Origin of the sequence: Flaviramulus sp. BrNp1-15, assembly GCF_022259695.1 — a bacterium.
GTDB lineage: Bacteria > Bacteroidota > Bacteroidia > Flavobacteriales > Flavobacteriaceae > BrNp1-15.
Map to the genome: position 1 here is coordinate 426,189 of NZ_CP092099.1, position 23,789 is coordinate 449,977.

Sequence of the window (23,789 nt, forward strand, 5' to 3'; positions counted from 1 at the left end):
ATAATTTTTGATAAAACATTTGTGAATTTGTGGTTAAAGAAAACTCTAAAAAACGCTATTTAAAAGTCAAAGACTATTCGGTATCTGGAGAGGAATTTGAATTAATTCAGAACTCAGGTTATGGTTTTCTAGAAACACACCCACAACCATCTTCAGATAAATTATCTAATTATTATAAAAGTGAAGATTATATTTCACACACAGATTCCAAACGAAATCTATTCGAAAAAGCATATCACTTTGTTAGAAGTATTGCTTTAAAAAAGAAGTTGAATTTAATCAATTCCTTTTCTCAGGAAAGTAAAAATTTATTAGATGTTGGATGCGGAACAGGAGATTTTTTACAAGCTGCTCAAAATAATAAGTGGAATGTTTTTGGAATAGAACCAAACTATCAGGCTAGAAATATTGCTAATAATAAAACAAACAATTCCGTTTTTGAAACAGAGCAACTTTTAAAGTTTAAAGAACACAGTTTTGATGTTATTACACTTTGGCACGTTTTGGAGCATTTACCAAATTTAGAAGATCATATAGCAATATTTAAAAAACTATTAAAACCAAATGGCTCTTTAATTATAGCTGTACCTAATTACAAAAGTTACGACGCAAAATATTATAAAGCGTTTTGGGCTGCTTTTGATGTTCCAAGACATCTTTGGCATTTTAGTAAAGCTTCTTTATCAAAATTAGTTTTAAAAGAATCAATGGAAGTTAAAAAAATCAAACCTATGTGGTTTGATGCTTTTTATGTAAGCTTACTTTCTGAAAAATATAAAAGAGGAAAAATGAATTTTATTAAAGGCTTTTGTGTTGGATTGGTATCTAATTTAAAATCAATAACCACAAAAGAGACTTCTTCTCTAATTTATATTGTTAAGAACAAGTAAAATTTATTTTAAAAACCATTTCTTAAGCTTTTTAAGCTAAATAATCGAAATACCAATCAAAAATATTTAAACGGCTTAAATCGCTTTAAAACCATTTGTTTTTAATAAATAATAATTATTTAAAACAGATACACCAATAAGGTTTCTTTATATGTTAAATTCAAAATAATTTCGTTTAGAAATAACACTTACTTTGTTACATTTGTTCGGATTTTAAAAACTACTTCAAACCAATAAATAAAAACTAATGAAAAATATAATTTATGTTGCCTTAGTCATGTTAGTGTTGTCTTCTTGTCAAAAAGAGAAAAAAATTGGATTTATAGATAACGGAACAGTAATTAACGACTATCAAGAAAAAATAGATTTAGAAGCAAAGTTTCAAGTAAAACAAGAGGCTTTTAGAAAAAGAGCAGATAGTATTAGTCTAGCATTTCAACAAGAGGTTCAAAGCACACAAACTCTTGCTCAAAAATCTTCTCAAAGAAAAGCTCAAGAATTAATGGGAGGCTTACAACAAAAGCAACAATTATTACAGCAGCAAATGCAAGTTGAGCAGCAACAATTAACACAAGGGTTTCAAGCAGATATAGACTCTGTAATTGTTAAAGTGAAGGATTTTGTGAAAGGTTATGGTAAAACAAATGGTTACACATATATTTTAGGAACTAGTGATGCAGCAGCTTCTGTATTATATGGGACAGATGAAAATGACTTAACACAAACCATTTTAGATGCGTTAAATGCAGATTATAAAAAGGAATAAAACGAATTATAGTATATTTAAATAAGCTGGCTTTATGCTGGCTTTTTTTTATTGAAATTCAATTTAAATAAATATTATTTTTACAATAGAAATAGTATATGGAAACCAAAAACCTTCAACGAGTTGCCCTAAGTACATACTTTTTTTTATCTGGCTTGTGCTTTTCTTCATGGGCATCAAGAATACCGACAATTAAAGGGTTTTTTCAGTTAAATGACGCACAATTAGGTTCTATTTTATTAGTTATGCCAGTTAGTGCATTGGTTGGAACTATTGCTTCGGGTTGGTTGGTGTCTAAGTTTGACAGTAGAGATCCGTTATTAGTATCTTTTTTGTTTTTTGCATTGTCTTTAATAGGTGTTTCTTATGCTAAAACTACATTTATACTTATTCTCTTGTTGAGTGTTTTTTCAATATGTATGCGTATACTTAATATTGCTATGAATGCACAGTCTATAGCGCTTCAAGGCAAATTTAGAAAGAAAATAGTTGGATCTTTTCATGGTATTTGGAGTTTGGGTGGTGTTATAGGTGTATTGTTTTCTACGGTTATGGTTAAAAATGGAATTTCAATGGCAACTCACCTCACCATTATTGCATTAATAACTGTTATAGGGTGTTTAATTGCTTATAAATATTCATTAACAAACGACAGGTCTTCTAAAGGGAATAAGTTAATTTTTGGTAAACCAGACCCTTTTATTTTGTACTTAGGTTTGATTATATTTTTTGCTGCTATTTGCGAAGGCGGAATGTATGATTGGAGCGGTATTTATTTTAAAGAAATTGTAAAAGAAGAGGTGTTTACTTATGGCTATTTATTGTTTATGACATGTATGGCAACATCTAGGTTTTTCTTAGATAGATTATTAGATAAATTAGGGATGCCAGTTATGTATGTTTTTAGCGGATTATTAATTTCTGTTGGTATATTATCGGCAATTCTATTCCCTCAGTTCTGGACAGCTATAATTGGGTTTTGTCTAGTAGGCATAGGAGTTTCGGCTATTTTCCCTATGACGTATATTTTGGCTGGTAAGTCTAAAAAATATTCTCCTGGGATGGCAATTTCAATAGTAGGAACTTACTCAATTGTTGGAATGTTTATAGGCCCACCATTAATAGGGTATTTATCACATACTTTTGGCTTACAAAAAGCCTTTTTAATATTTATGTTTTGTGGGTTGATGTTTATTCCAATCTCCCAATTATTTTTTAAAAAATCGGAAATTAAAAGCTTAGATTAAACTCTTGAACCAAAGAACGAAAAAGCTTTTGGTAATACTCTTATTTCAATATCTCCAGAACCAATAAGTTCTCCATCTGCTTGAATTAAAGGCGCGTTGGTTTGATTAACTTCAATATTAAGTGAAGTTGTTTTTAGCGTTTGTACTTTTTTAATAGTGTCGATTTTTCCGTTAAATAAATTCACCAAATTCTTTATAACATTCCACGAATTGAAATTTTTTGCAATACTTACATCAAGTAAACCATCAAAGGGGTTTGGCTTGCTTGTAAGTTGCATGCCACCTCCAGAATATTTACAAATACCAACTGAAAGCATTAGTATATTCTCTGAGATTTCTTTAGAATTAACATTAATCTTACATCCGAAATTTTTAAAAAAGAAAATTCCAGTTAGAGCCCCATACAAATAAGATAAAGCTCCAATATTTTTTAACTTTTCAACTTTACTAACAACATAGCCATCAAAACCAACGCCCGCAGCATTATTAAAAAACACGGAAGGCTTATTAGAGTTTTTAAAGTCAATTTCACCTAAATCTTGATGCATTATGTAGCCACTTTTAATGATATTTAAAGCGTCTTTAATGTTTTTGGGAATCTTATGTGTTTTAATCCAATCGTTACCTGTACCAATGGGTATTACACCAACATTAACAGAGTTTGAAGGTAAAATGTTTTGAGTCATAATACCATTTACAATATTATGTAATGTGCCATCGCCACCAACACTAATAATATTTGTAATGTCTTTTTTTATAGCTTCTTGAACGAGCTTAGAACTATGTTTTTCATATTCGGTAAAAGCGAAATCAAAATTGAATTTATGTTGCTTCAATAAGCGTTCTATTTTTATCCACTTTTTTTTAGCAGAACCGTTTCCAGAAGTTGGATTGACTATTACAAACCATTTTTTTGAAGAAGCTTTCACTAAGCTGGTTTTTTGTGAAGTAAGCGCGTTAATTTGATAGATAAATCTGTTAAAATAATTTTAGAATTTCCGTTGCGTTCAATGTGGTAAATGGCATCTTGTAATTCATTACTAATTTCAAGAATATTATTTCCGTGTACATAAGGCGCAAAGTTTTCAAGTTTAAACTTTTCAGTTTTAGGTTCTAAAAAAACTAAATCTGTAGCATTATAATTTAATAGTAAAGCTTGACGGAAAAAGTCTAAACAAAAATTTAAAAATTGTTTTTGAGTTTCACGACCTGTTTTAGCAATGTCTTCACTCCAGGAAATTAAATCATGTATTGCCGCTTTATTTCCTTTGGCTTTAAAGGCGCTTCTAATCCAGAAAATAAACCAAGTTTCAAATTGTAAATCTTCAGAATCATGATAAACTAAATCGCAAGCTTTATTATAGTTTCCGTTAGCCTGATGCGCAATTTTGGTTGCTACATTTACATCTATATTGTATTCTTTAATTAAGGCATCAATTATAACATCTTCAGCTAAAGGAGGAAAATGTAAAATCTGGCAACGCGATTTTATAGTATTAATTATTTGTTCTTCGTCTTCTGTAATTAAAATGAAAACCGTTTTATTTGGTGGTTCTTCAATAAGTTTTAAAAGCTTATTTGCACAAGCGGTATTCATTTTTTCGGCTATCCAAATCAACATCACTTTATAACCTCCTTCGTAAGATTTTAAAGTAAGCGACTTTACAATATCTTGTGCTTCATCAACACCAATTTGCCCTTGTTTATTATCAACACCAAGTAGTTTATACCAGTCAAACAAATTTCCGTAAGGCTGTTCTTTTAATAATTGGCGCCACTCTTCTAAATAATGACTTGAAATAGGGTGACTTTTAGCTTTATCGCTAGTGGTTACAGGAAAAGCAAAATGTAAATCTGGATGCGAAAAGTTTTTAAACTTTAGGTTGCAGGCTTCATTTCCGTTGTTATTTTCACCTCCAGAATTAGAACATAAAATGTATTGAGCATAAGCCAAAGCCATTGGCAATGTTCCGCTTCCTTCCTTACCTACAAATAATTGGGCGTGAGGAATCCTTCCATTATCAACACTTTGTGTTAAATGGTTTTTAATGTGATTTTGGCCTAAAACATCTTCGAAAAGCATGTGACAAACCTACATATTTTTTTTGGTTTTGTTAAAAGGTAAAATCATATAGAAAAAAACATAAATTATATAAAGAAAATATAGTTTTTAAAAATTCTTTTATGGCTATATCGTTTTCGTTAAGAAAACGAGTTTTAAATGGGTTTTTAATTAGTTACATTTGTGTTTCTAATAGTAAAACTATAATAATGAAGACTCTAAATGATTTTAATTTCGAAAATAAAAAAGCATTAATTCGTGTTGATTTTAATGTTCCTTTAAATGAAAAATTTGAAGTAACAGATGTTACAAGAATCATATCTGCAAAACCAACAATCATTAAAATTTTAGAAGATGGAGGAAGCTGTATTTTAATGTCTCATTTGGGTCGACCAAAAGGAGTTCAGGATGAGTTTTCGTTAAGACATATAGCAGATAAAGTTGAAGATGTTTTAGGTGTTGAAGTCATTTTTGTTGATGAATGTGTTGGAGAAAAAGCAGAAGCTGCTGCAGCTAATTTAGAGCCAGGACAAATTTTATTATTAGAAAACTTACGTTTTCATAAAGAAGAAACTGCTGGAGATGTTGATTTTGCAAAACAACTTTCAAAATTAGGAGACATTTATGTAAATGATGCTTTTGGTACAGCGCATAGAGCACATGCTTCAACAACTATTGTTGCTCAATTTTTTGAAGGCAAAAAGTGCTTTGGAAACTTATTAGCTCAAGAAATAGAGAGTATTAAAAAAGTAATGGAAACTGGAGAAAAACCAGTGTTGGCTATTCTTGGAGGCGCAAAAGTATCATCAAAAATTACTATTATAGAAAACATTTTAGATAAAGTAGACCATTTGATTATTGGAGGAGGAATGGCGTTTACTTTTGTTAAAGCTCAAGGCGGAAAAATTGGAAATTCTATTTGTGAGGATGATAAAATGGAATTGGCTTTAGATATTTTAAAACAAGCTAAAGCCAAAAACGTACAAGTACATATTCCTGTTGATACAGTAGCTGCCGATGCATTTAGTAACGATGCAAATACTCAAATAGTTGATATAAATGCAATTCCTGATGGTTGGGAAGGTGTAGATGCTGGACCAAAATCTAGAGCACAATTTCACGATGTTGTAATGCAAAGCAAAACTATTTTATGGAATGGACCGTTAGGTGTTTTTGAAATGGAAAGTTTTGCAAAGGGAACTATAGAATTAGGAAACTCTATTGCTGAGGCGACTAAAAACGGGGCGTTTTCATTAGTTGGTGGAGGCGATTCTGTTGCAGCTGTAAAACAATTTGGTTTTGAAGACCAAGTAAGTTATGTAAGTACTGGTGGTGGCGCTATGTTAGAAAGTTTAGAAGGGAAAACACTTCCAGGAATTGCTGCTATTTTAGAATAATAGCAAATTAAGTTTTCAAATTAGCTGAAAAAATACGATTTTAGCCATAACATCGTTCAATAACCAAATGAATTGATTTTATGGCTTTTCGGTTTTCTATAATTATATTTTTTCTAAATATAGTCTTGTGTTTTTCGCAAACTCAAGACTCTGTGGCGTTACAAAACACAACAATTAAAGACTCTTTAATTGATGGAATAACTCACACCATAAAATCTATTAAAGCAGAAACAGATAGTACTTCAATTAAAAAATTAGAAGATAACGAGTTTGCAGCCCAATTAGATGAGAAATGGTTTGAAGAACTTTATAGTAACAGTTTATTTGATACAATTTATAAATCGGTTACCGAATTATCCTTCGAAGAAATTGACTATCCAGAATTACATACCGATACACTTAAAGCCAGATTAAAAGAACTAGATGCTCGCACACCTTTTAATGTAGAGTATAATCCGTCGTTAGAAAGTGTTATAAAATCATATTTAAAGCATAGACGAAAATCTATTCAAAAATTAATCACGTTAAGCGCTTTTTATTTCCCAATGTTTGAACGAGAGTTAGATCTTTACGATATTCCTCTAGAAGTAAAATATTTGGCTATTGTTGAGTCTGCTTTAAAACCTAGAGCAAAATCAAGAGTTGGAGCAACAGGTTTGTGGCAATTCATGTTTAGTACAGGAAAAATGTATGGATTAGATGTAAGTAGTTATGTTGATGAACGTAGCGATCCTATAAAATCTACAGAAGCGGCAGCAAAATATTTAGCAAGATTATATAAGATTTTTGGAGACTGGGATTTGGCATTAGCAGCATATAATTCTGGCCCAGGAAATGTTACAAAAGCCATTAGGCGTTCTGGAGGATATAAAAACTACTGGAATATCAGGCATAATTTGCCACGAGAAACAGCGGGTTATCTACCAGCTTTTTTAGCAAATATGTATATTTTTGAGTATGCAGAAGAACATGGTTTTAAAAAAATTAAACCAGAAACAGCTTATTTCGAAACCGATACAGTTAGAGTTAAGCGAATGATAACCCTAGATCAAGTTTCAGAGCTTACAGGAACCCCAATTGAAGAACTTCAGTTTTTAAATCCATCATACAAATTAGATATTATTCCTTTCATAAAAGACGAAAACTATACACTACGTTTACCAATTGGTGTTATAGGTAATTTTGTAAATAACGAAGAGAAAATCTATGCGTTTGCTAAAGAAGAGTTTGATAAAAGAGAAAAACCGTTGCCTCAGTTTTTCAATGCAAATGATAAAGTGCGTTATCGAGTAAAATCTGGAGATTATTTAGGTAAAATCTCAAGACTTTATGGTGTTAGAGTTAGTGATATAAAGAAATGGAACGGGTTACGAAGCAATAACTTAAGTATTGGGCAGCGTCTTACTATTTATCCGCGAAAACCACATGTTTCAAGCTCTAGTTCTACAACAGCAACAGTTAAAACAAAACCTATTACCGGAAGTGTTATAACTTATGTTGTTAAGTCTGGAGATTCGTTGTGGAGCATTTCTCAAAAATTTCCTGGAGTTTCTATTCAAAATATTAAAGATTGGAACGGTATTAGTGGTAGTAAATTAAAACCAGGAATGAAACTTAAAATAGCGAAAAGCTAAATTCCTTTAAAACCAAAAAAATATTATGCGATATCTTCTTTTTTCAATGTTATCATTGTTTCTTTTAATGTCTTGTGGCGATAAAAAAAACACAAAAGAAAAGTTTATTCAAGACTCTTCTGGAGCTATTAATAATGTATCTGTTGTTACAGAAAACGACTTATGGGATGGACGTGTTGGAGAGGCTATAAGAGCAGTACTTGCAAAACCAATTTATGGCTTACCGCAAGATGAACCAACATTTACAATTAGTCAAATTCCTCCAGCAGTTTTTTCAGGGTTTGTTACAAAAAACAGAACCGTTCTAAGAATTGATACGAGTAATGAAGCGGGAATTAAAATTTTAGAAGATGTTTATGCAAAACCTCAAAAAGTTATTGTGGTTTCTGGTAAAACAAAGGAGGATATTATTAATGTGATTACCGAAAACGAATCTAAAATAATTGAAACTTTTAGAAAAGAAGAAATGAAGGAAAGGATGCGCCAAATGGCTAAATCACCTCATAGTTTTAGTTCTATTGAAAGTAAGCTAGGTTTAACAATCAAATTTGCATCTATTTTTGACTTAGCAAAAGAAGACGGAAACTTCTTTTGGTTTAGAAAAGATATTACTACTGGACACTCGCATTTAATGCTATATGAATTACCTTATGATGCTATTAAAAGAAATGATAGCGTAGCAGTACAATTAATTAAAATTAGAGATTCTATAGGACAAAAGTATTTTAAAGGGAGATTAGACGAAAACCTAGATAAGGATGGAAATAAAATTACTTCTTACATGGTTACAGAAGATGCATATACACCATTTCTTCAAGAAACCATAGTCGATAATAAACCTGCTTTTGAAAGTAAGGGTATTTGGGAATTAACCAATGATTTTATGGGTGGCCCATTTGTAACCTACGCAATTGAAGATAAAATTAACAAACGTTGGGTAATTATTGAAGGGTTTTTGTTTGCACCTTCAGTTGAAAAACGTAATTATTTGCTTGAACTGGAAGCAATAATTAAATCAGTTAAAATAGATTAAAAACGAATATTTATGCATAAAAAAAGACCAACATATTGTTGGTCTTTTTTATTTAAATAAACTTTAATTTATTCTTTTTTGTCGCCTTCTTTATCTTCTTCTTTGCTAGCGTCTTTAAATTCTTTAATACCACTACCAAGTCCGCGCATTAATTCAGGTATTTTTTTACCTCCAAAAAGCAATAAAACAACCACAACAATTAATGCTATTTGCCAAGGTCCGATTGCTAAGGGTAACATATATAAGCTCATAATATCAATTTTAAAAAAACAAAGTTAATAATTAAAGTTTAATAATATCGTTTTATACAAAGTTTAGTTGATTATAAAACAGATATACTTTAATTTAAAGAACATCACTTTTTAATAAATTCTATTTATTTTTGTTTAACATGAAAGAGAAAAAAAAGAAACCAAAAAAGATTAAACGAAAACTACTCGATAAGTACCGGTTAGTTATATTGAATGAAAACACATTTGAAGAACGCTTATCGTTTAAATTAACACGTTTAAATGTTTTTGTGTTATCATCTTTATTGGCAATTTTTTTAATTACTCTAACATATTTATTAATTGCTTTTACGCCGCTTAGAGAGTATATTCCAGGATATTCATCAACAGCGCTAAAAAAACAAGCTACAGAACTAAGTTATAAAACAGACTCTCTACAGCATGTTATATTCATGAATGACAGGTATTATGAGTCTATAAAGAAAGTACTAAAAGGCGATGTAAGTGTTGAAGAATTTAATAAAGATTCAATTATTGAAGCTGTTAAATTAGAAGCAAGCGAGGTAGATTTAAATCCAAATTTACAAGATTCACTTTTACGCGAAAAAGTAGACAAAGAAGATAAATATAATTTATTTGAATCGGCTACATCGGCATCAAACTTTGTGTTGTTTCCACCAGTAAATGGCACTATTAGTTCAGAATATAACGCTAAAGAAAAACATTATGCGGTTGATATTGTGGTGGCAAAAGACACTCCGGTAAAAGCGACTGCAGATGGAATTGTTATTTTTGCTGAATGGACAGCTGGCACAGGTTACGTAATTATTATTGAACATAGTTACGGATTGATTTCTGTTTACAAACACAATACAGCTTTAACAAAAGAACAAGGCGATTTGGTTAAAGCAGGAGAAGTTATTGCAACTGCTGGAAATGCAGGTGAATTGTCTACAGGACCACATTTACATTTTGAACTTTGGAATGACGGTTACCCAATAAACCCTACAAACTTTATAGATTTCAAATAAATGATTTCATTAAAATCAACTATTGCAAAATCTTTTGCAAAACGTATTTATAAAAAAACTAGAAAATGGGCCGAAAGACCTATTGAAACTCAAAATAAAGTATTTGAAGAGTTAATATCTCAAGCTACAAGCACTCAGTTTGGTAAAGACCATGATTTTATAAGTATAAATAATCATGAAGACTTTGTTAAGCGCGTTCCAGTAAGAGATTATGAAGCTCTTAAACCTTATGTAGAAAGGGTGGTTGCTGGAGAAGAAAACATACTATGGGAAGGCAAACCCATTTATTTTGCTAAAACATCAGGGACAACATCAGGTTCAAAATACATTCCTATAACTAAGGAAAGCATGCCAAGTCATGTTGAGGCTGCGCGTAATGCTATTTTAATGTACATCTACGAGACAGGAAACAGCAAGTTTGTTGATGGTAAAATGATTTTTTTACAAGGAAGCCCAATTCTAACAGAGCAAAACGGGATTCAATTAGGAAGGCTCTCGGGTATTGTGGCTCATTACGTCCCTAAATATCTTCAAAAAAACAGAATGCCATCTTGGGAAACCAATTGTATTGAAGATTGGGAAACCAAAGTTGATGCTATTGTTGAAGAAACCTTACCAGAAAACATGACGGTTATTTCTGGAATACCATCGTGGGTGCAAATGTATTTTGAAAAACTTCAGCAAAAAACAGGTGAAAAAATTGGTGATATTTTTAAAAATTTCAACCTTTTTATTTTTGGAGGCGTTAATTACCAACCTTATAGAGCAAAATTCGAAAACTTAATTGGCAGAAAAGTAGATAGTATAGAACTGTATCCTGCTAGCGAAGGATTTTTTGCATATCAGGACACACAGAATGAAAGAGGGATGTTGCTTCAGCTAAACTCAGGTATTTTTTATGAGTTTATTAAAGCCGATGAGTTTTTTAATAAAAACCCCAAAAGAATTACAATAAAAGACGTTGAAATTGGTGTAAATTATGTTATGATTATTTCAACCAATGCGGGTTTATGGGCTTATAATATTGGTGATACCGTTGAGTTTACTTCAACAAAACCATATCGTGTAATTGTTTCAGGTAGAATAAAACACTTTATTTCTGCCTTTGGCGAGCATGTAATAGGTAAAGAAGTAGAGCAGGCAATTCAAGAAGCTACAGTAAATACAAACATTAGAGTTTCAGAGTTTACGGTAGCGCCGCAAATTAACCCAAAAGAAGGGTTACCTTATCATGAATGGTTTATAGAATTTGAAAACGAGCCAGATAATCTTTCCGTTTTCGCAAAAAAAATAGATGAATCTCTTCAAAAACAAAACAGCTATTATTTTGATTTAATTAAAGGCAGCGTACTTCAACCACTCAAAATTACTAAAGTAAAAAAAGAAGGCTTTCAAGATTACATGAAATCTGTTGGAAAATTAGGCGGTCAAAACAAGCTTCCAAGACTGTCAAACGATAGAAAAATTGTAGACAGTTTTACACAACATAATTAAGTTAAATAGTACTATATTTGTACCCGATTAAATTAAACTATGGGTAGTAAAAAGCATCATGAAAGAACAAGAGCTCAAGAGAGCTCAAATGCTATTGAGCGGATGTATATTACAATGCGTCATTTGTTCAATCGAGGGTTTTATAAGCCAATGGGGGTTTCTGGCGAAACTTTACGTCAATCGTTATTGCTTTTAAGACCAGAAATATATGGTTCGATTGGAGAAGAAAAAGCAGAATTAGAAGGTTTGCTTTATGTTGTTGATAGACTTCCTGCAGGAATTGAAGAATGTAGTTTTATAAACTTAACAAGTGACGAAGGTTATTCTAATTCGCATTTCAAGCCAATTATTCCAGAAAAAAGACGAAGAAATTGTTATCGAATAGATGACGAACAAATGAATATTGAGATAACTAGAGGTCGTTCAGAAATCTATGATATTTTAACACACCTTACATTTCTTTTTGTTGAATCTCATAAAATAAGTAATCGTGTAATTATTAACGAAGAAGGTCATACTACACGAGATTGGATAAAACTTGAAAAAGCTGTTTTATCAAAAAAGAAATTGACTCAAGAAGAACGAGAAGTAGCTATAACACATACGGCTAATATTTTAGGTAGAACTTTTAATGAACTAACAAGTGTTTACAAAGATTTTGCAACAAAACTACAACCGGAAAGATTACTACATATTGTTTATTGGTTGGGTAAGTTGGCTATTGAAGAACAAATAAATAATAACAAAAGAACAGTTACTTTTAGTCCGGTTCTAAGAGAACGTATAGGACACCACATTCATGGTGAGATTTGGGCAGATACCATAAAAGAAACACTTTATAAAAATGATTTACTAGAAAGGCCTATTCATATAATAAGTGCTAATATGCATAGTGTTATGAATACGCTTTTTGCTCCTAATGCCTTAAAAGCAAATGCAGCGAAGAAAGATATTTTTGAGGTTTATGAGCTGCTAAGTAAAAAAGAAAATGAATCTTTACGCAATAAAGTAACTAAAGAAGCGTTGCAAAAAGGCATGATTTATATCGATGACACCTCAGGTGCTAATATCGATATTCAGATTTTTGACACCTCTAAAGTTGATGTTTCAAAAACAGATATTAAAATCAACGAAACGCTTTTAGAGCAAAAAAAGCCGGTTATAATAGTTATGGATTATGCCTTTGGAGAACAAGCATACGAAACTATTGATGAGCTTTTGAAGCCATACAAAGTAAAAGGAAAGAAAACTCATTTAAATGTGGAGTCTGTGTCTATTATGGGTAAAGCGGGTATTTTAGAAGGTGGTAAAGGTGACATTATGATTCCATCTGCTCATATTTTTGAAGGAACAGCTGATAATTACCCTTTTGAAAATGAGCTTAAAAAAGAAGACTTAGACGGACAAGGTGTAGATATATACGAAGGGTCGATGATTACCGTTTTAGGTACCTCATTACAAAATAAGGACATTTTAAAGTTCTTCTATAATTCTACATGGCAAGTAATAGGTTTAGAAATGGAAGGAGCTCATTACCAAAAAGCAATACAAGCGGCGTCTAAAGTTAGAGGAAGTATTCGCAGTGATGTAAAAGTAAGATATGCTTATTATGCCAGTGACAACCCTTTAGAAACAGGAGCAACTTTAGCTTCAGGAGGATTAGGAACATCTGGTGTTAGACCAACATATTTAATAACAAGAACAATATTAGAACAAATATTTAATCAATAAATTAAAATTATGAGTAAAGATTTGCCACAACCACAGCAATCTGAAGAAGTAGATTTAGGACAGTTATTTAAGTTAATTGGTAATGCTTTTGATCGCTTATTTAAATTTATAGGCAGTGTTTTATTTAATCTGTTTTTGGTATTTGTTAGGTTTGTGTTTTTTATAAAAGAACATTTTATAAAATTTGTAATTGCAGGTATTATAGGAATTGCGTTAGGGTTTATTTTAGAGAAGACTTCTGAGCCAGTATATAAATCGTATGTTACATTAAAACAAAACTATAATACTGGAGAAACGCTATATAATTCAATTGTTTATTATAATGATTTGGTTTCTCAAAAAGACATAGTAACTCTTACAAAAATTTTGGACGTATCTGAGGATGAAGCCTCTTCAATAATAGATTTTGAAATAAAATCTATTATAAGCGAAAACAATAAAATCAAAAATTTTGATGCTTATAAAAAAAATCTAGATTCAGCTTTTGCCTCAAAAATAGAGTATAAAGATTATTTAAAAAATGATAATGATTATAATCATGATTTACAACAAATAACGATCAAATCTAAAACAAGAAATAGTTTTAAGCATCTGTTTGAGAAAGTAGTAGAGAACATTAATACAAATGATTATTTTACAAATGAACAACAAAAAGATTTAAACGAGTTTAATAGACGAGAACTTGCATTAAAGGAAGCGTTATCTAAATCTGATTCGTTACAAAGCACCTATAAAAGAGTTTTAGAAAAAACTCTAAATGATAAAGTGGGTTCTCAAACAAGTGTTACCATTGAAAACGGTGAAGAAAGAAACAAAACCAAAGAATACGATTTATATCTAAATGATTTAGAACTAAGAAGAGAGTTGGTAGAAATAGAAAGGCAAAAAGAAGATAAATCAAAAATTATTGAAATTGTTTCAAGTAAACAAGAAAGTGGATCCGTTGACGACAAAAAAGAAGTTTTTGGACAGTTAATTAGCCCGAAGTTATATTATGCAGCTCTATTAATGTTTTTAACTTTTATAGTATTATTGTCATTAAACACTATTAAATTTTTAGAAAAGTATAAAAGTAAAATATAGTTTTATGTCTATTTTAATAACAGGAGGCGCAGGTTTTATCGGTTCTAATTACATTCCTTATTTTTTTAAAAAAAACAATAATTTTAATATCATAAATTTAGACAAACTCACTTATGCAGGTGAACTTTCTAATTTAGATGAAGTAAAAAACTATACTAATTATAAGTTCATAAAAGGAGATATTTGTGATAGAAATTTGCTTGAGGAACTCTTTAAAAAATATAAATTTAATGCAGTTATTCATTTTGCAGCCGAATCACATGTAGATAATTCTATTGAAAAACCTGATGAGTTTATAAACACCAATGTTTTTGGCACATTTAATTTAATTGATGTTGCAAAAAACCATTGGATGAATAGTCCTCACGAAGTAAAAAAAGGATGTGAGAACAATAGATTTCATCATATTTCTACAGATGAGGTTTATGGTACATTAGGAAAAACAGGTTTGTTTACTGAAAAAACACCATATGCCCCTAATAGTCCTTACAGCGCATCTAAAGCGTCTTCAGATTTTATCGTTAGAAGTTATTTTCATACTTATGGTATGAATGTAGTTACTACAAACTGTTCTAATAATTATGGTCCAAAACAACATAATGAAAAATTAATACCGACAATTATTAGAAAAGCGCTTAAAGGAGAAAATATTCCTATATATGGAGATGGACAAAACATAAGAGACTGGTTATATGTGTTAGACCATTGCAAAGGGATAGACTTGGTTTTTCAAAAAGGAAAAGCAGGAGAAACTTATAATATAGGAGGAAAAAACGAACGCAATAATTTATATATTGCTAATACTATTTGTGAAATTTTAGATGATATTAAGCCTAAAAACAAATCATATAAAGAACAAATAACTTTTATTAAAGACAGAGCGGGTCATGATTTTCGTTATGCAATAGATGCTAGTAAAATAGAAAATGAATTAGGTTGGAAAGCTGATGAGAATTTCGAGACAGGAATAGTGAAAACTATAAATTGGTATATAAAAAAATATTTAAGATAAATGAAAGGGATTGTTCTTGCAGGGGGATCTGGTACCAGATTACATCCGCTTACTAAAGTGGTAAGTAAACAACTAATGCCTGTTTACGATAAGCCAATGATATATTATCCTTTAACCACTTTAATGTCTGCTGGAATAAATGAAATATTAATTATTTCCACCTCAAAAGACACACCAAAGTTTAGAGAGTTATTGGGAGATGGCAGCGATTATGGTTGTGTTTTTAAATACGCTGTTCAAGAATATCCAAATGGCTTAGCAGAAGCTTTTATTATTGGTGAAGAGTTTATAGGTAAGGATAAAGTAGCACTAATTTTAGGGGACAATATATTCTACGGTTCTGGTTTAGAGAAAACTTTAAAAGCAATAAATAATCCTGAAGGAGGGGTTATTTTTGCATATCATGTCCAAGATCCACAACGTTATGGGGTTGTAGATTTTGACGAGGACAATAAAGCCTTATCAATTGAAGAAAAGCCATTAAAACCAAAATCTAATTTTGCGGTTCCAGGAATTTATTTCTACGATAATAATGTTGTAGAAATAGCAAAAAACATACAACCAAGTCCAAGAGGAGAATTGGAAATCACAGATGTTAACAAAATGTATTTAAATCAAGGAAATCTTCATGTTCAGATACTCGATAAAGGAACGGCTTGGTTAGATACCGGAACGTTTAACTCATTAATGCAAGCATCACAATTTGTTCAGGTTATTGAAGAAAGACAAGGTCTTAAAATTGGTTGTATTGAGGAAATAGCATATAAAATGGGTTATATAAACAAAGCTCAATTAAATAAATTAGCAGAACCATTACTTAAAAGTGGTTATGGTAAATATTTACAGCAATTAAAGTAAAACATGATTGTTAAAGAAACTTTTTTGAAAGGGTGTTTTGTAATAACACCAAAGGTATTTGCTGATGAAAGAGGTTATTTTTTCGAATCCTTTAATAAGAATAAATTTGAACAATTAACAGGAACTTCAGTTAACTTTATTCAAGACAACCAATCGAAATCTTCGAGAGGTGTTTTACGTGGTCTTCATTTTCAAAAGGGAGAATTTGCGCAAGCTAAACTGGTAAGGGTTATTAAAGGAAAAGTTTTAGATGTGTGTGTAGATATCAGAAAAAAATCTCCTACTTACGGGAAGCATTTTTCAATTATTTTAGATGGCGTTGAAAACAAACAGTTATTTGTTCCAAGAGGGTTTGCCCATGGTTTCTTAGTTTTAGAAGACAACACCATTTTTAGTTATAAATGTGACAATATATATAATAAAGAATCAGAAGGAGGAATTATCTACAATGATGATTCTTTGAGTATTGATTGGGGTTTTCCAAAAGAAGAATTAATTCTTTCAGAAAAAGATATAAAACTACCAAAATTTAATAAACTAAAGTGAGCATTAAAGTTTTAGTAACAGGATCAAGAGGTCAACTAGGAAAAACAATTGAAGAGTTATACTTAAAAAACAAATTAGGGCTAGACTTTACTTTTGTTACAAAAACAGAATTAGATATCACAAATCACAAATCAGTTAAATCCTTTTTTAGTCAAAAAAAGTTTGATTATTGTATAAATTGTGCCGCTTATACGAATGTTGAACAAGCTGAAAAAACACCAGAAATAGCATTTAAAATAAATGCAGAAGGAGTAAAGTATTTAGCAGAATCTTGTAAAGCAAGTAATGTGGTTTTAATACATATTTCAACAGATTATGTGTTTGATGGAGAAAAACAAGAACCTTACTTAGAGACCGACTTAACAAATCCGATAAATAAATACGGAGAATCAAAATTACTAGGAGAAGAGTATATTAAAAATATTCTAAAAAAATATTTTATAATTAGAACATCGTGGCTTTATAGCAAAAAGCATGGAAAAAATTTTTACAAATCGATTCTAAAAAAAGCAAAAACAGAAAAGGAACTTTTTGTGACTAATGAACAAACAGGGTGTCCTACAGAAACAGATAGTTTAGCAAAATTTATTATTGATTTAATTATTATTGATTTTAGAAATTATGGTGTCAAGCATTTTTCAGATGGGATAGTAATGACATGGTATGATTTTGCTAAACATATTTTGTCAGAGAATAATTTAATTAATAAAACAACTCTTGTTAAAGCTAACAAATATGTTACTTTTGCAAGCAGACCAAAATATACAGTTTTAAAAACGAATTTAAATAATGTTTGAGGTTCAATTAAAAAACGGAAAGGTTTTTTCATGTGATTCAGAAACAAATATTCTTGCGGCTTCCGAACAAGCAGGTTTGATTTTAGAGCACAGCTGTTTAAATGCTAGATGCAGGAGTTGTAAGGTGAAAGTTTTAGAAGGAGAAGTAGTTAATGAACAAGAAGAATTCGTTCTTTCAAAGGACGAGATTAAAGACGGATTTGTGCTTTCATGCAATGCAAAACCTATTTCAAATATTAAATTGGATATTGAAGATTTAGGAGATGTCAATTTTCATAAATCAACTGTTTTACCAGCTAAAATTGATGTAATTGAAACTATTGGAGCAGATATTCTAAGATTAATCCTTAGATTGCCACCCTCAAGCAAATTTAAATTCTTACCAGGGCAGTATGTGAATATTATAAAAGGAGATATAAAAAGAAGCTACTCCATTGCTAATATCCCAAGGAAAGACAAGAAAATAGAATTTTATATCAGAAAACATAATAGAGGATTAATGAGCGACTATTTTTTCTCCAAAGCGAAAATTAATGATTTATTAAGACTAGAAGGGCCTTTGGGCACATTTTTCTATAGAAAGAATGATTCAATCAAAGACATTATATTTCTTGCTACAGGGACTGGTATTGCACCTGTAAAAGCAATATTAGAAGAATTTAATGAAGATCCCGAATACCTTAATGATAAAAATATTTGGCTATTTTGGGGAGGGAGATATCAAAAAGACATTTTTTTTAATCCAGAATTTAATTTAAAAAATTTCATATTTACGCCAGTATTGTCAAGAGAAAACGAAGATTGGCAAGGTGAGAAAGGATATGTACAAGATATATTGTTAAGACAAGAGATAGATTTTGAAAATGCAGTAGTTTATGCTTGTGGTTCAAACAATATGATTTTGTCGGCAAAGATATTATTAATTAAAAATAACTTAAAAGAGAACAATTTTTATTCTGATGCTTTTGTCAGTTCAAATTAAAAAAAAAAGAAGAATGAAAGCAGTGATATTAGCAGGAGGATTAGGAACCCGATTAAGTGAAGAAACGGTTACAAAACCTAAACCCATGGTTGAAATAGGAGGAAAACCAATCCTCTGGCACATTATGAAAACGTATTCCCTATATGGAATTAATGATTTTGTTATCTGTTGTGGATACAAAGGCTATATAATAAAGGAATATTTCGCCAATTATTTTATGCATCAGTCTGACATAACTTTTAAAATGAAAGATAATGAGATGATTGTTCATGAAAAACGGGCAGAGCCATGGACGGTTACGTTAGTAGATACTGGAGATAATTCAATGACAGGAGGACGATTAAAAAGAGTTCTATCATATTTAAAGGACGAAAAAGCTTTTTGTTTTACCTATGGTGATGGTGTTGCAGATATTAATATTCAAAATCTTATAGACTTTCATTTTTCGCATGGTAAAGAAGCTACGTTAACAGCAACTTATCCTCCAGGAAGATTTGGTGCTTTGAATATTGAGGGTAATCAAATTTTAAAATTTGAAGAAAAACCAAAAGGAGACGGCGCGCTTATCAATGGAGGATATTTTGTTCTTTCTCCGAAGGTGATAGATAGAATAGAGGGTGATACTACCATTTGGGAGCAAGAGCCTTTAAAAGGTCTAGCTAAGGATAATCAATTGATGGCATTTAAACATGAAGGGTTTTGGCAACCTATGGATACGTTAAGAGATAAAATTTATCTGGAGAAATTATTAGAATCTGAAAAAGCGCCATGGAGGTTATGGGACAAATAAAAGGAACGGTTAATCCTTCTTTCTGGAAGGGAAAAAAAGTTTATGTAACGGGACACACAGGGTTTAAAGGAAGTTGGTTGTCTCTATGGTTGCAATCTATGGGAGCTATTGTGAAGGGATATTCATTAGAACCTGCTACTGACCCTGCACTTTTTTTAGAAGCAAATGTGGCAGACAATATGGAATCAGAAATAGGTGATATACGGAATCTGGATAATTTAAAAAAAAGCATGAAGTCTTTCAGTCCAGATGTTTTAATTCATATGGCCGCACAACCGCTCGTCAGACTATCATATTCAAATCCAATAGAAACTTATACTACTAATGTTATAGGAACAGTAAATGTTTTAGAAGCTGCAAGATATTGCACGAACTTAAAAGCAATTATTTCGGTTACAACTGACAAATGTTACGAAAACAAAGAATGGGTATGGGGCTATAGAGAAAATGAACCTATGGGAGGACATGATCCTTATAGTAGTAGTAAAGGCTGTGCAGAACTGGTAACTTCTGCGTACAGACAATCTTTTTTTCATACAGACGAAATGGCTTCTATAGCCTCAGCAAGAGCAGGAAATGTTATTGGAGGAGGTGATTGGGCAGATGACCGATTAATACCTGATATTTTAAGAGCCTTTCAGAATTCTAAACCAGTTATGGTTAGAAATCCATTATCAACTAGACCATGGCAACATGTTTTAGAACCACTTTCAGCATATCTTGTTTTGGCTGAGAATCTATATGTATATGGAGATGATTATGCAGAGGCATGGAATTTTGGACCAAATGACGACGATTGTAAGCCTGTAAATTGGATTTTAGACAAAATGGTTTCTAATTGGGGAAATGATGCAAGATGGGAGCTAGACGAGAGTAATAACCCACATGAGGCAGGATATTTAAAGTTAGATTGTTCTAAAGCGGCTTCAGAATTAAAGTTGACACCTAAATGGAACTTAGAGTATACACTTAATTTAATTGTAAATTGGCACCAAGGATGGCGTTCTGGAGAAAACGCAAAAGATTTATGCCTAAAAGAAATAAAAAGTTATAGCAAAGAATAAGTTTATGGATAGTAAAGAGATTTTAGAAAATATAAGACAAGAAATAGCTGTATTAGTAACAAAATACACAGATGAAGCATATAAACCTAAAGCTTTTTTGCCAGGAGAATCCGTTATACCACCTTCAGGAAAGGTTCTTGGTAATGAGGAAATTCAAAACATGGTGGATGCCTCGTTAGATGGATGGCTCACAACAGGAAGATTTAATACAGCTTTTGAAAAAAAATTAGCAGAATTCTTAGGTGTTAAATATTGTCTTTCTGTTAATTCTGGCTCATCAGCCAATTTAGTAGCTTTTAGCACACTCACCTCTTCAAAACTAGGTGATCGAGCTATTAAAAAAGGAGACGAAGTAATTGGTGTAGCAGCAGGCTTTCCTACAACAGTAAATCCTATTGTTCAATTTGGTGCAATACCTGTTTTTGTAGATGTTGATATTAAGACTCACAATATCAATGCTGATTTAATAGAAGCCGCAATTACACCTAAAACAAAGGCTATTATGTTAGCACATACATTAGGTAATCCTTTTAATTTAGGAAAGGTTAAAGAACTTTGTGATAAGCACAATTTATGGCTTGTAGAAGACTGTTGTGATGCTTTAGGAGCAACTTATAAAGGTCAACTTGTTGGAACCTTTGGAGACATTGCTACCTTAAGTTTTTATCCGGCACACCATATCACCATGGGAGAAGGAGGAGCTGTTTTTACAAATAGTGCAGAATTAAAAGGAATTGCAGAATCTTTTAGAGACTGGGGAAGAGATTGCTACTGTGCCCCTGGTTGTGATAATACATGTGGTTGTCGTTTTGAACAAAAACATGGGGATTTGCCTTTTGGGTACGACCATAAATATGTGTATTCACATTTAGGTTATAATTTAAAAATCACAGATATGCAAGCCGCATGTGGTTTGGCTCAAATTGATAAGGCGACTGAATTTATAAATAAGCGAAGAGAAAATTTTAGGTTATTAAAAGATAGATTAAGTAGTCTAACAGATTATTTAGAACTTCCTGAGGCAACACCGGATAGTAATCCATCATGGTTTGGGTTCCCTTTAACTATAAAAGAAAAGTCTGAAATAAATAGAGTCGATTTATTGAGGTTTTTAGACCAGAACAAGATAGGATCTAGATTATTGTTTGCGGGTAACCTTACGAAGCAACCATATTTTAAAGATTTAGAATATCGTATTGTTGGAGATTTAATCAATACCGATATTACCATGAATAACACCTTTTGGATAGGTATTTATCCAGGATTAGGAAAAGAACATTTTGAGTTTGTTGGTGAAAAACTAGAAGAATTTTTTGGGTTGAATTTCTAATATGAAAACTATATTAATAACAGGAATCAATGGTTTTTTAGGAAGTCATTTAGCAAGTATTCTTAAAATCCAATACAAAATAATTGGGCTAGAATTCTCATTAAATAATTTAAACAGGATTTATGGAGAAGATTATTTAGTTTATTGCTCTAACGATAAGGACAAAGTTTTTGAGGAGAACAAAATTTTTGGTATTATTCATACTGCAACAGTATATAAAAGAGAGAATACGCCTTTACGAGAAGTATTAAATACTAATGTTGTTTTACCTATAGATCTTTACGAATTAGCAATCAAGAATAATGTGGAAGTGTTTTTAAATACAGATAGTTTTTTTAATAATCCAAAATATAATTACTCTTTTTTACCAGAATACACATTGTCAAAAAAACATGTAATTGACTGGCTAAAACTAATTCAAGCCAAGACTTGCAAGATTATAAATATGAAAATATATCATATGTATGGACCTAATGATGCTATTAGCAAATTTGTTCCTAAAATGATAAAATTTATGACTGATAATGTGCCTTATATTGATACAACTTATGGAGAACAAACAAGAGATTTTATCTATATTGAGGATGTTGTATCCGCTTATTCTTTAGTTTTAGATTTGTTCGATAAGGAGGATCATAACTTTTGTGAGTATGAGGTAGGTACTGGAATGCCACTATCTGTTAAAGGCTTTCTTTTAAAAATTAAGTCGATTACAAATTCAAATACAGATCTAAGGTTTGGGGAACTTGAATATAGAGATAATGAAATTATGAGTTCAAGGGCTGATATATCAAAGTTAAAATCTTTAGGATGGCAACCTAAGTTTTCGACAGAGCAGGGATTAATTAAATTAATTAATGATACTAAGTGAAATTATCTATTTTAATACCCACATATAATAGATCTAAATTTTTATTAAAAAATTTAGAAAGTTTAAAAAGTTTCATATTTAAACTTAAAAAGTTTCATGAAATTGAAATAATTGTATCAAATAACTGTTCTACTGATAATACAGATCAAATTATAACTTCTTATTTAGATAATTATCCCGATTTAAAATTGAGATATTTTTCCCAAAATAAAAATATTGGATTACAAAAAAACGCGCTTTTTGTTTTAAACGAGGCTCAAGGAGAATATATAATGTATTTGGGAGATGATGATTTTTTAGAATTTTCTTATTTAAAAGGCGTAGTTGAATATATTCAAACAAACACTAATGTACATTGTATAATACCAAGCTTTGTCGCAATTAACACTTCAGGAGAGAGTTTAGAAGGCGGCAGAGATTTTAACTTTGCGAACAAATTAACAAAAGGTGGATTTTATAATTGTTTCATAAATTCGTGGAGAGGTCATCAGTTAAGTGGCTTGGTTTTAAAACGTGAAGGTCTTTATGATTCATATATTACTCATAAAGTAAATAACATTTATTTATTCATTTATTTTGTTGCTTATAGTTGTTTACATGGTAATACTTATCATTTCACAAAGTTCCCAGTAAAAGTTACTCAACCAGGACAAGAAAATAAGGATTGGGGCTATGGTAAAGATGGGTTGTTAAATGAAGTTTTTGATAATTATAAAAAGTTAAATGTAAACCTATTACAAAAAGGTCTGCTGCAATTATATTTTTATACAAAGCAATCATGGAGATTAGAATATTATGAAAATTTAGGGCCTAAGGGATTTTTTAATGCTTTTTATTGTATTTGGTTTTCTAAAAATTCTACTTTCTTTTTTAGATTATTTTTCCCATTTGTAGGATTACTTGTTTATTTCTATCGAAAAATGAAGAATATTTTAAACTAA

General features: G+C 30.9%; 23 protein-coding genes. 20 read left to right on the top strand and 3 right to left on the bottom strand.

Going from position 1 to position 23,789, the window contains the following annotated elements:
* Positions 1 to 29 precede the first annotated feature (29 nt).
* The 3 genes from MBM09_RS01830 to MBM09_RS01840 all read left to right on the top strand — a co-directional run bounded on the left by MBM09_RS01830 (position 30) and on the right by MBM09_RS01840 (position 2,903).
* Positions 30 to 890, top strand: a complete 861-nt coding sequence (locus tag MBM09_RS01830; protein WP_238675144.1) for a bifunctional 2-polyprenyl-6-hydroxyphenol methylase/3-demethylubiquinol 3-O-methyltransferase UbiG — start codon at positions 30 to 32, stop codon at positions 888 to 890.
* Positions 891 to 1,137: 247 nt separating this feature from the next.
* Positions 1,138 to 1,656, top strand: a complete 519-nt coding sequence (locus tag MBM09_RS01835; protein ID WP_238675145.1) for an OmpH family outer membrane protein — start codon at positions 1,138 to 1,140, stop codon at positions 1,654 to 1,656.
* A 98-nt stretch (positions 1,657 to 1,754) separates the two neighbouring features.
* Complete coding sequence (locus tag MBM09_RS01840) at positions 1,755 to 2,903, top strand: MFS transporter (protein ID WP_238675146.1); 1,149 nt, start codon at positions 1,755 to 1,757, stop codon at positions 2,901 to 2,903.
* On the opposite strand, the gene MBM09_RS01845 is transcribed toward MBM09_RS01840, so the two are convergent.
* Together MBM09_RS01845 and MBM09_RS01850 are read right to left on the bottom strand one after the other, a co-directional pair.
* Positions 2,900 to 3,832 (bottom strand): diacylglycerol kinase family protein, encoded by a 933-nt coding sequence (locus MBM09_RS01845; RefSeq protein ID WP_238675147.1) that lies wholly within the window; start codon positions 3,830 to 3,832, stop codon positions 2,900 to 2,902. The genes MBM09_RS01840 and MBM09_RS01845 overlap by 4 nt on opposite strands.
* Positions 3,832 to 4,986, bottom strand: coding sequence for a DNA polymerase III subunit delta' (locus tag MBM09_RS01850; RefSeq protein ID WP_238675148.1), 1,155 nt, complete (start codon positions 4,984 to 4,986; stop codon positions 3,832 to 3,834). The genes MBM09_RS01845 and MBM09_RS01850 overlap by 1 nt, the downstream gene beginning before the upstream one ends.
* 188 nt (positions 4,987 to 5,174) lie before the next feature.
* Between MBM09_RS01850 and pgk the strand changes: the two genes are divergently transcribed.
* The 3 genes from pgk (at position 5,175) to MBM09_RS01865 (ending at position 9,029) form a co-directional block, all read left to right on the top strand.
* Entirely contained in the window at positions 5,175 to 6,362 is a 1,188-nt protein-coding gene (pgk, locus tag MBM09_RS01855; protein ID WP_238675149.1) for a phosphoglycerate kinase, read from the top strand.
* 80 nt (positions 6,363 to 6,442) lie between these two features.
* Positions 6,443 to 7,996, top strand: a complete 1,554-nt coding sequence (locus MBM09_RS01860) for a LysM peptidoglycan-binding domain-containing protein (protein WP_238675150.1) — start codon at positions 6,443 to 6,445, stop codon at positions 7,994 to 7,996.
* Between the two features lie 25 nt (positions 7,997 to 8,021).
* Positions 8,022 to 9,029, top strand: a complete 1,008-nt coding sequence (locus tag MBM09_RS01865) for a DUF4837 family protein (RefSeq protein WP_238675151.1) — start codon at positions 8,022 to 8,024, stop codon at positions 9,027 to 9,029.
* Positions 9,030 to 9,097: 68 nt separating this feature from the next.
* Here MBM09_RS01865 and tatA read toward each other — a convergent pair whose 3' ends face one another.
* A complete protein-coding gene (tatA, locus tag MBM09_RS01870; RefSeq protein ID WP_238675152.1) occupies positions 9,098 to 9,280 on the bottom strand; it encodes a twin-arginine translocase TatA/TatE family subunit in 183 nt (60 codons plus the stop codon).
* 140 nt (positions 9,281 to 9,420) lie between these two features.
* Here tatA and MBM09_RS01875 point away from each other — a divergent pair, with 140 nt between their 5' ends.
* From MBM09_RS01875 to MBM09_RS01940, 14 genes are read left to right on the top strand one after another with little or no spacing between them, the layout of a single operon-like run.
* A complete protein-coding gene (locus MBM09_RS01875; RefSeq protein ID WP_238675153.1) occupies positions 9,421 to 10,290 on the top strand; it encodes a M23 family metallopeptidase in 870 nt (289 codons plus the stop codon).
* Positions 10,291 to 11,784: a GH3 auxin-responsive promoter family protein gene (locus MBM09_RS01880; RefSeq protein ID WP_238675154.1), complete on the top strand. Its 1,494-nt coding sequence runs from the start codon at positions 10,291 to 10,293 to the stop codon at positions 11,782 to 11,784.
* A gap of 39 nt (positions 11,785 to 11,823) precedes the next feature.
* Positions 11,824 to 13,515, top strand: coding sequence for a hypothetical protein (locus MBM09_RS01885; RefSeq protein ID WP_238675155.1), 1,692 nt, complete (start codon positions 11,824 to 11,826; stop codon positions 13,513 to 13,515).
* 9 nt (positions 13,516 to 13,524) lie between these two features.
* Positions 13,525 to 14,598, top strand: a complete 1,074-nt coding sequence (locus MBM09_RS01890; RefSeq protein WP_238675156.1) for a hypothetical protein — start codon at positions 13,525 to 13,527, stop codon at positions 14,596 to 14,598.
* Between the two features lie 4 nt (positions 14,599 to 14,602).
* Positions 14,603 to 15,610 carry a dTDP-glucose 4,6-dehydratase gene (gene rfbB / locus MBM09_RS01895; RefSeq protein WP_238675157.1) on the top strand — a complete coding sequence of 336 codons (1,008 nt, stop codon included), beginning with the start codon at positions 14,603 to 14,605 and terminating at the stop codon, positions 15,608 to 15,610.
* On the top strand, positions 15,611 to 16,468 hold the full coding sequence (rfbA, locus tag MBM09_RS01900) for a glucose-1-phosphate thymidylyltransferase RfbA (RefSeq protein ID WP_238675158.1): 858 nt from the start codon (positions 15,611 to 15,613) through the stop codon (positions 16,466 to 16,468).
* A gap of 3 nt (positions 16,469 to 16,471) precedes the next feature.
* Entirely contained in the window at positions 16,472 to 17,014 is a 543-nt protein-coding gene (gene rfbC, locus MBM09_RS01905; protein ID WP_238675159.1) for a dTDP-4-dehydrorhamnose 3,5-epimerase, read from the top strand.
* Positions 17,011 to 17,811 carry a dTDP-4-dehydrorhamnose reductase gene (gene rfbD, locus MBM09_RS01910; RefSeq protein ID WP_370569715.1) on the top strand — a complete coding sequence of 267 codons (801 nt, stop codon included), beginning with the start codon at positions 17,011 to 17,013 and terminating at the stop codon, positions 17,809 to 17,811. The genes rfbC and rfbD overlap by 4 nt, the downstream gene beginning before the upstream one ends.
* A complete protein-coding gene (locus MBM09_RS01915) occupies positions 17,804 to 18,793 on the top strand; it encodes an FAD-binding oxidoreductase (RefSeq protein WP_238675160.1) in 990 nt (329 codons plus the stop codon). The genes rfbD and MBM09_RS01915 overlap by 8 nt, the downstream gene beginning before the upstream one ends.
* 13 nt (positions 18,794 to 18,806) lie before the next feature.
* Positions 18,807 to 19,583: a glucose-1-phosphate cytidylyltransferase gene (gene rfbF, locus MBM09_RS01920; protein WP_238675161.1), complete on the top strand. Its 777-nt coding sequence runs from the start codon at positions 18,807 to 18,809 to the stop codon at positions 19,581 to 19,583.
* Complete coding sequence (gene rfbG / locus MBM09_RS01925; RefSeq protein WP_238675162.1) at positions 19,571 to 20,647, top strand: CDP-glucose 4,6-dehydratase; 1,077 nt, start codon at positions 19,571 to 19,573, stop codon at positions 20,645 to 20,647. The genes rfbF and rfbG overlap by 13 nt, the downstream gene beginning before the upstream one ends.
* Positions 20,648 to 20,651: 4 nt before the next feature.
* Positions 20,652 to 21,977 carry a lipopolysaccharide biosynthesis protein RfbH gene (gene rfbH, locus MBM09_RS01930; RefSeq protein WP_238675163.1) on the top strand — a complete coding sequence of 442 codons (1,326 nt, stop codon included), beginning with the start codon at positions 20,652 to 20,654 and terminating at the stop codon, positions 21,975 to 21,977.
* A 1-nt stretch (position 21,978) separates the two neighbouring features.
* Complete coding sequence (locus MBM09_RS01935) at positions 21,979 to 22,848, top strand: NAD(P)-dependent oxidoreductase (RefSeq protein WP_238675164.1); 870 nt, start codon at positions 21,979 to 21,981, stop codon at positions 22,846 to 22,848.
* Positions 22,845 to 23,789 carry a glycosyltransferase family 2 protein gene (locus MBM09_RS01940; RefSeq protein WP_238675165.1) on the top strand — a complete coding sequence of 315 codons (945 nt, stop codon included), beginning with the start codon at positions 22,845 to 22,847 and terminating at the stop codon, positions 23,787 to 23,789. The genes MBM09_RS01935 and MBM09_RS01940 overlap by 4 nt, the downstream gene beginning before the upstream one ends.